Source organism: Scandinavium sp. UTDF21-P1B (assembly GCF_040750395.1).
Classification (GTDB): Bacteria; Pseudomonadota; Gammaproteobacteria; order Enterobacterales; family Enterobacteriaceae; genus Scandinavium.
Genome location: NZ_JBFLVD010000037.1, coordinates 19,158 through 31,138 on the forward strand (window position 1 = coordinate 19,158; position 11,981 = coordinate 31,138).

Annotated in this window: 11 protein-coding genes; 3 read left to right on the forward strand and 8 right to left on the reverse strand. The window is 53.2% G+C overall.

Annotated features, from left to right (window positions below; genetic code table 11):
* Together AB1287_RS21525 and rfaQ are read right to left on the reverse strand one after the other, a co-directional pair.
* Positions 1 to 1,128, reverse strand: a complete 1,128-nt coding sequence (locus tag AB1287_RS21525; RefSeq protein ID WP_435619046.1) for a glycosyltransferase family 4 protein — start codon at positions 1,126 to 1,128, stop codon at positions 1 to 3.
* Positions 1,125 to 2,195, reverse strand: a complete 1,071-nt coding sequence (gene rfaQ / locus AB1287_RS21530; RefSeq protein ID WP_435619047.1) for a putative lipopolysaccharide heptosyltransferase III — start codon at positions 2,193 to 2,195, stop codon at positions 1,125 to 1,127. The genes AB1287_RS21525 and rfaQ overlap by 4 nt, the downstream gene beginning before the upstream one ends.
* 150 nt (positions 2,196 to 2,345) lie before the next feature.
* On the opposite strand from rfaQ, the gene AB1287_RS21535 reads away from it, so the two are divergent.
* Positions 2,346 to 3,311, forward strand: coding sequence for a polysaccharide deacetylase family protein (locus AB1287_RS21535; RefSeq protein ID WP_435619048.1), 966 nt, complete (start codon positions 2,346 to 2,348; stop codon positions 3,309 to 3,311).
* A gap of 17 nt (positions 3,312 to 3,328) precedes the next feature.
* On the opposite strand, the gene AB1287_RS21540 is transcribed toward AB1287_RS21535, so the two are convergent.
* From AB1287_RS21540 to rfaD, 6 genes are read right to left on the reverse strand one after another with little or no spacing between them, the layout of a single operon-like run.
* Positions 3,329 to 4,543: an O-antigen ligase family protein gene (locus AB1287_RS21540; protein ID WP_435619049.1), complete on the reverse strand. Its 1,215-nt coding sequence runs from the start codon at positions 4,541 to 4,543 to the stop codon at positions 3,329 to 3,331.
* Positions 4,531 to 5,439 carry a glycosyltransferase family 2 protein gene (locus AB1287_RS21545; protein ID WP_435619050.1) on the reverse strand — a complete coding sequence of 303 codons (909 nt, stop codon included), beginning with the start codon at positions 5,437 to 5,439 and terminating at the stop codon, positions 4,531 to 4,533. The genes AB1287_RS21540 and AB1287_RS21545 overlap by 13 nt, the downstream gene beginning before the upstream one ends.
* Positions 5,440 to 5,443: 4 nt before the next feature.
* On the reverse strand, positions 5,444 to 6,550 hold the full coding sequence (locus AB1287_RS21550) for a glycosyltransferase family 9 protein (protein WP_435619051.1): 1,107 nt from the start codon (positions 6,548 to 6,550) through the stop codon (positions 5,444 to 5,446).
* A 3-nt stretch (positions 6,551 to 6,553) separates the two neighbouring features.
* Entirely contained in the window at positions 6,554 to 7,537 is a 984-nt protein-coding gene (gene rfaC / locus AB1287_RS21555; RefSeq protein ID WP_435619052.1) for a lipopolysaccharide heptosyltransferase RfaC, read from the reverse strand.
* A 3-nt stretch (positions 7,538 to 7,540) separates the two neighbouring features.
* Complete coding sequence (gene rfaF / locus AB1287_RS21560) at positions 7,541 to 8,587, reverse strand: ADP-heptose--LPS heptosyltransferase RfaF (RefSeq protein ID WP_435619053.1); 1,047 nt, start codon at positions 8,585 to 8,587, stop codon at positions 7,541 to 7,543.
* 8 nt (positions 8,588 to 8,595) lie between these two features.
* Entirely contained in the window at positions 8,596 to 9,528 is a 933-nt protein-coding gene (gene rfaD, locus AB1287_RS21565; protein ID WP_435619054.1) for an ADP-glyceromanno-heptose 6-epimerase, read from the reverse strand.
* Between the two features lie 215 nt (positions 9,529 to 9,743).
* On the opposite strand from rfaD, the gene kbl reads away from it, so the two are divergent.
* Complete coding sequence (gene kbl / locus AB1287_RS21570; protein ID WP_435619055.1) at positions 9,744 to 10,940, forward strand: glycine C-acetyltransferase; 1,197 nt, start codon at positions 9,744 to 9,746, stop codon at positions 10,938 to 10,940.
* A gap of 9 nt (positions 10,941 to 10,949) precedes the next feature.
* Positions 10,950 to 11,975, forward strand: coding sequence for an L-threonine 3-dehydrogenase (gene tdh / locus AB1287_RS21575; RefSeq protein WP_435619056.1), 1,026 nt, complete (start codon positions 10,950 to 10,952; stop codon positions 11,973 to 11,975).
* Positions 11,976 to 11,981: the final 6 nt, after the last annotated feature.

An 11,981-nucleotide genomic window follows, 5' to 3' on the forward strand; every position in this document is an offset into this window, starting at 1 on the left:
TTAATCCAGTAAAGTTTGATAAAGCGTAATGAGCTGACTTGAGAGCCGCTCCGGCGTTGCATCCATGACTTTATGGCGAGCAGCCATGCCCATTTTGTTATCGTAGTTCTGCACCGGTATTGCCATCACGGCGTCCCGTAGCCGGGCGATATCCAGCGCATCACAGACAAAACCGTTTGTTCCTTGCTCAATAAATTCAGCCCCACCGCAGGTGCGTGAGGTAATGACAGGCAACCCGCAGGCCATCGCTTCCAGAATGACATTCGGAAACGGATCGTACAGGGTTGGCAACAGTAAACCGTCTGCCGCCTGATAAAACGGCAATGTCTCTTTTTGCATACCGCAAAAGCGAACGCGATCTTCACACCCAACGGAACGAGCCAGCGCATGATAGTGCTTTTCCGCCTTGTCCTGACCGACGACAATCAGATAACGATCGGTGCCGGCAATGACGTTAATCGCAGCCGCCAACCCTTTACGTTCAAATCCTGACCCCACAAAACAGAACGCCACGGCGTTCTCGGGAATAGCCAGTTTTTCACGTAACGCAAATTTTTGCACGCTGTCTGCCGGAACGAAGCGGCTGGAATCTATAGAATTATAAATCACGTGGATTTTTTTTGCGTCTACGCCAAAATCTTCGATAATTTCCTGCTTCACCATCTCCGCATTACAAATGACGGCTTTCAGCTCTGGCGCCTGATACATGGCCCTTTCTGCACCCATCACGTAGCGATGATAGCGATCGAGCATCAGCATTTTCCCGCGCCAGGCGGGTAAGATGCGCTGACGCTGCAGTAACCAGCGGCGATGAACGCCATCCCCTGCGCGATAAATATCGCAACCCGGAATTCGCTCATGGCTTTGCACAATATCAAACTGTTCGGCCTGCCAGAGTTTACGCGCCGCCTGGGCAAAACCGCGCTCGCGGCTGATGCGGCCCCATTTCTGCGGGTTACAAATGTGAATATGCCAGTCGTCCTGCTTTTCGCCCTGCCACTGGCGAGTGATGACGTTGAGCTCCAGATCCTGATTGCTGAGCGCGCTCAGCGCACGGGAGACGAAACGCTCGGCGCCGCCGTCAGGGCGATATTTTTGCCGGACAATGGCCAGGCGATGTTTTTTCATGACAGGCATTTCCTTGCAGCGGCCACCACGCGTTCGACCGGAATGGCATTCAGATAGCGCTCTTTGGTGTTGGTATCCACCGCATCAGGATCCGGAAGTGGACCGTACTCGCCAGCCCAGATCACCTCTCCGTTCACCTGCCACGGGCTCCAGAAGGTGATTTTTGAAGGGCCAAAAAGCGCCACGCACGGCGTCTGCAATGCGGCAGCCATATGCATTGGCACAGAATCTACACCAATAAAAAGCGCAGCGTGGTCAATAAGCGCAGCCAATTGACGAAGCGTTAACTGCCCGGCCAGCGACACGACGCCTTCCTGAGGACAGGCCGCAAGAATGGTGTCGATCATTGCAAGCTCTTTTTTGTCCGGGCCGGAAGTCAGCACAATCGTATGCCCATCCTGCTGGAGCGCAGTGAGGGTTTGCGCCATTTTGCCTTCATCCCAGCATTTGAAGAACCAGCGGGAGGTAGGCTGTACCACAACAAACCTCTCAGTCACGCCTTTTTCGAGCAGCTTGCCGGAAACGGTTTGCCAGTCTTCCGGTTCATAACCCATAGCGACCGAACTGACAGGAGAGATGCCCAGCGGAGCAAGAATCGAGAGATTTTGCTCAACGGTATGCATCTGATTATACCCGTTTACGGACGCAAGAGCAGTGTGACAACGCCGCCAGAACCAGCCCCGGCGCTTATTAAAATCGAAGCCAATACGCACTGGCGCACCAGTAAAACGAGTGATGATGGCACTTCGCCATTGATCAGCAAGGTTAAGAACCAGTTGATAACGCTGGTTACGCAACATCGTCAGCAACTGCCACTCTTTTTGCAAATGCCCGCGGGTACCCAGCTTTTTCCATTTGCGGTCAATACCGTAGATCTGATGAATATCGGGGTGCGCAGCCAGCATATCCCTCGTTTCCTCATACAGCAGGACATCGATTTGCGCATCGGGCCAGCGCTGACGCAGAGAGTGGATCACCGGAGTAGTCAGGAGCATGTCGCCATGATGACGTAATTTAATCAAAAGAATGCGTAAACCGGGTGCGTTAAGTGAGTTATTCATCATCATCTTATTGGGAGCGTATTGCCTGCAATTCTAATAGACATGATGCGCAGTTGCATCCTTTCTCAGCAATGTCAGCTTTTTCCTGGCAACTGTTTACTCTATGAGATGAGAGTGCGTAACATAGCCCTAACCCTCATTCACCATGGGATCATCATGACCAAACCTGCTTTTATCATCACCATCGATACTGAAGGCGACAACCTTTGGCAAAACCATCGGGAAATTAAAACTGAAAATGCCCGATACCTGCCGCGCTTCCAGGCCCTGTGTGAAAAATACGGTTTCAAGCCGGTCTGGTTGACGAACTATGAGATGGCGGTCGATCCGGTTTATATCGAGTTTGCCAAAGAGGTAATTGCCCGCGGCCAGGGGGAAGTCGGGATGCACCTGCACGCCTGGAACAGCCCGCCGGAGTATGATTTGACAGGCGATGACTGGCGCTGGCAGCCCTATCTGATTGAATATCCGGATACGGTACTGCGCGAAAAAGTGCTTTTTATGACCAATCTGCTTGAGAAAACCTTCCAGACGAAAATGCTCAGCCACCGCGCCGGTCGCTGGGCATTCGACAGCCGCTACGCCAAATTGCTGATCGAGCTTGGTTATCAGGTCGATTGCTCAGTGACACCGCGGGTAAACTGGCGCAACGCAAAGGGAGCACCGCAGGGCAAGGGCGGAACGGATTATCAGCACTTCCCGGACAGCGCCTGGTTTATGGACACAGAAGCTATCCATCAGCCGGGAAACAGTCCGCTGCTGGAAGTGCCGATGAGCATCCAGTACAAACATCCCGGCTGGCTGAATAGCGTGAAGCAAGGTTACGACCGTCTGCGTGGCAAATATCGCTCTCCTTCCGTCAACTGGCTGCGCCCTGCGGGCGGCAATGCGGATGAGATGATCAAGGTGGCAGAGAAATGCCTGGCTCAGGGAAACGATTATGTCGAATTTATGCTGCACTCATCAGAATTTATGCCCGGCGGCAGCCCGACGTTTAAAGACGAAGCGGCAATTGAAGGGCTGTATCAGGATCTGGAGACGCTCTTCGCCTGGCTTGCGCAGCGGACACAGGGAATGACTTTGGCGGAGTTTTATCAGGTGAAAAATCAAAACGCCGGATGACCGGCGCCTGGAGAGTATCAATTCTCGGGCAATAGCCGTCGTGAAAGAGACGGGCATAGCGCAAAAATGGTCACGTAGAAGATCACCGCTTCAGAGCTAAGCAGCAGCACATCAGTGAGCCCGTACAACAGCAGGAACAACGTCGCAATCAGCAACAGGCCATTGTCCTTCCTGATGGCCTGAGCAATGAGTGCAACAAAGAAGAAGAGGGTCAGTACAACGCCCGGAATCCCCTGCAGAGAGTATTTTTCCACTATCTCGTTGTGTAGATGAATGTCTATATATTGCATTGACGTTTTAAGATGTGGATGTGATTCAATATACTTCCCTGTCCACTGTTTGCGGCTTTCCATGGATTGACCTAATGGATGAGCGGCACCGTTTGCTATACCTACCGTCCACATTGAGAATCTTGCGCCCAGAGAGGTATTATCGTTTCCCCACTGAAAATCAGAGATCTCGGCAGTAGTCTGATTCAGTTTCGGTTCGATATAAGGCTTGTAGCCTAACGCAACAATAATCGCAACGATGCAAAGGAATATGCATGAGAATTTAACGTGTATTTTCTTGAAATGATAAAGCGTCAGTACGGCAGCGATAAAAATGTACAGGCCCATGGCAGCCCGGGTACCGGTCATTAAAATAATGACATAAGAGAGCAGGATGACAGCGCCCGCAAGGGTATAAGCAGCAAGCGTTTTACGAAGATACAACCCATAAATAAAAGCCATTGACAGCACGGAATAAACATACGCTGAAACCGTTGCACGGTTAATTGCCATTTCAACGCGGCCCATGCCCTGTGTGCTTTGCCATATGGCATAGAGCGTTGCCAAAATGAAGCCAATTCCCGTTGCATACACGAACCCTATCTTAAATTTATCCTGTGGGATGTATGCTTTAAATCGATCCAGATAAAAAATGAGGAAGCTGCCAAGAATGAGTTTTTTACTTGCACCAAAATAATTGCTGAAAGTGTTAATCCCCTCGTTGTGATACTCCCACGCAAAATACCAGGCCAAATTCAATAGTCCGATTAACAACACGGGTAATGCGATGCTGAAAAGGCGAAGGTCCACCTTTTTGTATTCCAGCATCAGACCAATGATGCTGCCGTAGACAGCAATATAAAAGAACTCACGCTGCTTACCAGAGCTTACCAGTACCAACGCTACCGAAATCAGTGTCAGCAGCAGAGTAAGCTGATACAGACGAAACCTTACTTTTTCCATAATGCCTTGATAGCCCTTTTTTTATAGCTAAAGCGAACGTCTTTCGCAAAGAAAAAACGCCATGAATATAACCCATCAATCCTCTGTTTCACTGTCTCAAGCTGTAAAGAAGTGAGTCGCTGTTTATGATTGGTATAAATATCAAGCCAGTGGCAGTTGATAAGGGGTTTAAAGATGGCAGGAAAAACGGATTCCATGCTGAGCGTGCAATCTACCAGAAGCGTTATCTTCTCTGCATCCAGCGCATTTGAAAGACTGCCTTGCCTCTTGATGTAGTAGTAATGACCGTCTCGTTGGAAAAAGATTTTACTGGCTTTGCTGAGCATCGTCGGGAAGACGGCAAAATCTTCGTAACAGCTCATGGGAGGAATGGCTTTTTTCTGATAAAGATCGCGATGGATAAACTGGCCAATCAAATGGGCCTGAAAATCCTTATGAATTAAAAAACGTCGAATGGCTTCGTGCGATGTCAGGCTGATGGGAGAGAATCCCTGCCACTCGGATGTTATTTTTGCCATATCGCGAATTTCCAGCAAATGCGTCAATAACATATCGGGCTGATGCTGGCGTAAAAAACCAACAGCGTCTCTCAGGCTACCGGGTTTAAGCAAATCATCGCTGTCCAGCATGGTGATGTACTGGCCCTTTGCCAATGAAACAGCATGGTTTCTGACCTGGCCTACATTTCGCCAGGCAACTTCTGCGGTGACAGCTCCCGGAAGTCGTGACGACCACGCCTCAATAATGCTCTGCGTCTCATCGTCAGAAGCGTCGTTCAAAATGATAACTTCGACATCGACAAATGCAGAATCAACGGCTAAAACCAGACTCTCCAGCGTCGCAGGAAGGGTAAGGGCTGCATTATGGGCCGCAATAATGACGCTGAGAAAGGTCACCTGATCAGATTCCGGAAATCAAAGAGTTAGAAATTTTAACAGCCTGCGGCAGACTGGAAACGAACTGGAAAAGCCGTGATTTTTCTTCCTCGCCGATGGCAAACAGCTCTTCGCGTGTTTTATCAAAGTAATACCGCGTCTCAAACACATACGAACAGATGTTTTCATCTTTGCCGATCAGCAACGTTTCGCCCAGCGGGCGCTGCTCGCGGTAGCAGCACGGGCCATATAGCAGAACAACAGGAACGTTAACCGCATCGGCAACGTAAACGTTGCCCGAGTCAGAGGCAATATAACAATCCATTCTTGAGATAGCCCACGGCACGTCTTCAAGAGGAAGCTGCCCGAGGAGGCTGGTGATATTGGGCTGTTCACCGATCGTCCGATAGAGCTCGTCCAGCCAGGGCTGTTCGTTCTCGGTGCCAAAAATATAGTAATGGCAGGGCAAAATGCTCAGGGTGTCAAAGATACGCTGCCAGATAGCAGGAGGAATGGTTTTAGCTTTATTCCCGGCGGAAATACTGAGGCCGATGCGAATCACGCCTTCTTTGTCCAGGCTTACAGGCCACGTTTGCGGGCGATACAGCGGATATGTGGCATGTTTTGGCGCATCCTGCCAGCTCAATGAGCGATCGGCCAGCTGCAAATAATTGGTGACAGACAGCGTTTGTTTCCCGTGCTCAACGACGCCATCCGCCGCCATGTAGAAAATGGCGTGATACCAGCGGCGCGTGTAAATACTTAAGAACTGCTTGTTTTTGGCGTTGCAGACGGCAGCAAAAAATAAATTCGTGCTGTTAGGCTGCAGCAAATACACGTTGTCGTAGCGATTCATAATCTGCCAGGCAAAGCTGAGTTTGGCGAACACGTTGCGCTTCATTTTACCGATGAGATAGATCGTCCCGATGGTATCGTCGCGGCTAGCCAGCGGCTCCACGGCCCGGCTAATCAGCACATCGCTCTTCTTCAGGTGGCTGAGCAAAGGTGTGGCATTGACGAAATCGCCAATCTTTGCCGTCTGGATGACAAGGTTTTTACCCGTCTCTTTGCGAAACAGCTTTCCCAGCAGCTTTACCGGAAGAAAGAGGATAAACAAAAGCACATAGCTCATTGACTACGTTTCCTTGCCCGTACGTTGCAGGTTTCGCTGTAAGGCGTTAAAAATCGCATCGGCCGTGATATCTCCCATCTTGCCCGTTGGGCTGACATATTGTTGTTGATTTTTACCGTAGCCGCCAATCAAACCCGGGTCTGTCGGGCCAAAGAGCGTAATGTTGGGGCGGTCTAAAGCGGCTGTCAAATGGCTCAGTCCCGTATCGACGGAGACAACGGCCTGCGCACCGGCTAGCTCAGCGGCAACCTCAGCAAGCGTGAGTTTTGGTAGCACCTGCACATGGCTCAGGCCTGCGGCAATCCGCTCGGCACGCTCACGCTCATGGCTGGCTCCCCACGGCAGTTTAATCTGGAATCCGCTGGCTTGCATTAGTTGAACAAGCTCACGCCAGTGCGTTTCGGGCCAGTGCTTATCATCGCGGGTGGTGGCATGCAGAAATATCACATACGGAGCCGCAGTTTGTTCCTGTAAATGCTGAAAATGCTGCGCAATCGCATAATCACCCTGCGTCTCAGGCTTTAGATAACCCAAGCTTTTGGCAAACAGTTCACGCGTGCGTTCAACAGCGTGCTGCTGCTTTTCGATGTGGTGGCGACGATGATAGAACAGGCTCGCCAGCGGTTCGCGGGCGCTGGACCAGTCCATACCGTGCTTAACGCCGCGCGCCAGGCGCGTGACCAGCGCGGCGCTTTTCACCAGGCCCTGAGCGTCGATGATGGCGTCGTATTTTTGCGCCTGCACCTTCTGGCGAAACGCCTGACGTTCGGCTTTCACCGGCGCGGAGAACCACGCTTTACGCCAGCGGCGAATCGCCACGGGAATGACATTGTCTACCGCTGAGTGCCAGGAAGGGATTTGCGCAAAGCCTTCCTCCACCGCCCAGTCAAAACGAATGCCCGGAATGGCCTGAACGGCATCGGTCAGCGCAGGCAGGGTGTGGAGCACATCGCCCATCGAGGACGTTTTCACGATCAGCACTCGCATCCGTTATGCGTCCCCGGCCAGCAGCAGTTGGTTTAACTCTTCCAGCACGCGGGCGGGCGTGATGTCGATCAGGCTCTGATGATAGCCCTCTTCGCCGTCACCTTTGCGCACTTTGTGGTAGCCGGTAATCAGACGAATCACTTTGGCTTTGTCCGACAGCGGCGGAGTGAAGTCCGGGCTGCTCGGGCCATAAAGTGCAACCAGCGGGCGGTTCAGCGCCGCGGCAACGTGCATCAGACCCGAATCGTTGGTGACCACGGCTTTGCAGGCGGCAAGCAGGATCACAGCCTGTTCAAGCTGGGTCTCCCCGGCCAGGTTACGACACCAGGCCTGCTGTTCCTGACTGAGCGCGGCGAGGATTTCGTTCCCGGCATCGTGATCTTTTGCCGATCCAAGCAGCACAACCTGATAGCCTTCGTCGATCAGCTGTTTCGCCAGTTCGGCGTAATGATAATGCGGCCAGCGTTTCGCCGGACCGAACTCAGCGCCGGGGCAAAAGCCGACCATCTGCCGTTCTGTGGAGAGGTTAAAGGCGCCGCAGGTCTGCGATTTTTCGCCTTCACTCACCTGAAGCTGCGGCCACAGCAGCGGCTGAGGCAAATCTTTCGCCGAACGCATAACGCCTTTGTCGTAGGCCAGCGCCACGTAACGCTCAATCATCAGCGGCCAGGCCGCTTTGTCGAGCACGCGCGCATCGTTTAGCAGACCGTAGCGCATTTCACCGCGGCAGCCGGTACGCTGTGGCACACCCGCAAAGAAGGGCACTAAGGCTGATTTAAAGGAGTTAGGCAGGACATAGGCACGATCGTAACGCTTTTCACGCAGGCTGTGCCCGAGCTTGCGGCGCTCGCCAATTTCCAGCGCGCCGTGTCCGAGCGGCATAGGAATAGCTTCGTTCACTTCCGGCATACGCGATAAAAGCGGACGGCACCACGCGGGTGCCATCACATCAATGATCGCCTGGGGATAGCGCGCCTTGAGCGTGCGATAGAGACTTTGCGACATCATCATGTCGCCCACCCATGACGGGCCAATCACCAGTATTTTCATTTTTTATCTTATGCGTCGCGGTTCAGCCAGTGCATGTACTCGGTAACGCCTTCGGCCACGGTTTTGAAAGGCTTATCATAGCCTGCCGCACGCAGATTGGTGAGGTCGGCCTGGGTAAACGCCTGATAGCGACCTTTCAGTTTTTCCGGGAACGGAATGTACTCAATGCTGCCTTTTTTGTGGAACGCCAGGGTTGCATCCGCTACGGCCTGGAAAGATTCCGCACGCCCGGTACCGAGGTTGAAGATACCGGAAACACCGTTTTCCCAGAACCACAGGTTTACCGCTGCGACGTCGCCCACGTAGACGAAGTCACGCCTGAAGCCGTCGCTGCCTTCGAACAGTTTAGGACTTTCGCCATTATTCAGCTGGGTGTTGAGGTGGAATGCCACGCTCGCCATGCTGCCTTTGTGGCCTTCGCGCGGTCCATAAACGTTGAAGTAACGGAAGCCTACGACAGGAGAATCCACTTCCGGCAGGATCTGACGCACGTATTCGTCGAACAGGAACTTGGAATAGCCGTAAACATTCAGCGGCTTTTCATATTCGCGCGACTCGATGAAATCCGAGGTGCGCCCGCCGTAGGTGGCTGCAGAAGAGGCATACAGGAACGGGATTTCGCGCTCCAGGCAGTAGTGCAGCAGCTCTTTGGAGTACTGATAGTTATTGTCCATCATGTACTTGCCGTCCCACTCGGTGGTGGAAGAGCAGGCACCTTCGTGGAACACGGCTTCGATCTCGCCCATCTCTTCGCCTGCCATAATCTGGATAAGGAAGTCTTCTTTATCCATGTAATCGGCGATGTTGAGATCGACCAGGTTGACGAATTTGGTGCCATCTTTCAGGTTGTCCACCACCAGAATGTCGGTGATACCTTTATCATTCAGGGCCTTAACGATGTTGCTGCCAATAAAGCCTGCGCCGCCGGTAACGATGATCATAACGATAACCTTTGAAATGTGAGTGACCGGGACTATCCCGGACGCTAATGGTTCTTATCATACCATCACTGTGCGGACTCTTCACATTCACCGACAAGCCGCAGGGGTACACGTGATTTATGCTACAAAAATGCTTATCTGCCGCGGTGTCATCTCGTATACGCCGGAAGCATTGGGTAATATGTGCCAAATTTTGCCGAATCTGGAGAGTTGCAATGCGTGGTGATTTTTACAAACAGTTAACCAGCGACCTGGAGACCGCCCGCGCGGAAGGGTTGTTTAAAGAAGAACGCATCATTACCTCCGCCCAGCAGGCGGACATCACCGTCGGCGACGGTAGCCACGTCATCAACTTCTGCGCCAACAACTATCTTGGCCTGGCCAACCACCCGGAACTTATCGCCGCGGCAAAAGCCGGTATGGACAGCCACGGATTCGGCATGGCTTCCGTTCGTTTCATCTGCGGCACCCAGGACAGCCATAAGGCGCTGGAGAAGAAGCTCGCTGATTTCCTCGGGATGGAAGACGCCATTCTGTACTCCTCCTGCTTTGACGCTAACGGCGGCCTGTTTGAAACCCTGCTCGGCGCGGAAGATGCCATTATTTCCGATGCCCTGAACCACGCGTCCATCATCGACGGCGTGCGTCTGTGTAAAGCGAAGCGTTTCCGCTATGCCAATAACGACATGGCTGAACTGGAAGCGCGCCTGAAAGAAGCCCGCGAAGCCGGGGCGCGTCACGTGCTGATCGCCACCGATGGCGTGTTCTCCATGGACGGCGTCATTGCCAATCTGAAAGGCGTGTGCGACCTGGCAGACAAATACGATGCGCTGGTCATGGTCGATGATTCCCACGCCGTTGGCTTTGTCGGCGAAAACGGGCGTGGTTCGCATGAATATTGTGAAGTGATGGGCCGCGTTGACATCATCACCGGCACCCTCGGCAAAGCGCTCGGCGGCGCATCCGGCGGCTATACCGCCGCACGTAAAGAAGTCGTTGAGTGGCTACGTCAGCGCTCCCGTCCGTACCTGTTCTCCAACTCTCTGGCTCCTGCCATCGTTTCCGCCTCCATCAAAGTGCTGGAAATGGTGGAGTCAGGGGCAGAGTTACGCGATCGCCTGTGGGCCAACGCCCGCCTGTTCCGCGAAAAAATGACCGCCGCAGGCTTTACCCTGGCCGGTGCCGACCACGCCATCATTCCGGTGATGCTGGGTGAAGCCACCGTCGCGCAGGACTTTGCCCGCGAGCTGCAAAAAGAAGGCATTTACGTCACCGGTTTCTTCTATCCGGTGGTGCCAAAAGGCCAGGCACGTATCCGCACGCAGATGTCCGCGGCGCATACTCCTGAGCAAATTGAACGTGCGGTGGACGCGTTTACCCGCATCGGTAAGCAACTGGGCGTCATTGCCTGAGGATGTGAGATGAAAGCATTATCGAAACTGAAGGCCGAAGAAGGCATCTGGATGAACGACGTTCCTCAACCGGAAGTCGGGCATAACGATCTGCTGATTAAGATTCGCAAAACCGCTATCTGCGGCACCGATGTGCATATTTACAACTGGGACGAATGGTCACAGAAAACTATTCCGGTCCCGATGGTTGTCGGCCATGAATACGTGGGCGAAGTGGTTGGCATCGGCCAAGAAGTAAAAGGCTTTAAAATCGGCGACCGCGTATCCGGCGAAGGCCACATCACCTGCGGACACTGCCGTAACTGCCGCGCGGGCCGTACGCACCTGTGCCGCAATACCATTGGCGTTGGCGTCAACCGTCCGGGCTGTTTTGCAGAATATCTGGTGATCCCGGCGTTTAACGCCTTCAAAATCCCGGACAACATTTCTGACGACCTGGCCTCCATCTTCGACCCGTTCGGCAACGCGGTTCACACGGCGCTGTCGTTTGATTTGGTTGGCGAAGACGTGCTGGTATCCGGCGCGGGCCCGATTGGCATCATGGCGGCAGCCGTGGCGAAACACGTTGGCGCACGCAATGTCGTGATCACCGATGTGAACGAATACCGCCTGGGCCTGGCGCGCAAAATGGGCGTGACCCGCGCGGTAAACGTGGCGACTGAAAACCTGAAGGACGTGATGACCGAACTCGGCATGACCGAAGGTTTCGACGTGGGCCTGGAGATGTCCGGTGCACCACCGGCGTTCCGCACGATGCTGGACACCATGAACCACGGTGGTCGCATCGCGATGCTGGGCATTCCACCGTCAGACATGTCCATCGACTGGACCAAAGTTATCTTTAAGGGGCTGTTCATCAAAGGCATTTACGGCCGCGAGATGTTCGAAACCTGGTACAAGATGGCCGCGCTGATTCAGTCTGGCCTCGATCTCTCGCCAATCATCACCCATCGCTTCGGCATTGATGATTTCCAGAAAGGCTTTGACGCGATGCGTTCAGGCCAGTCCGGGAAAGTTATCCTGAGCTGGGATTAATCCGCG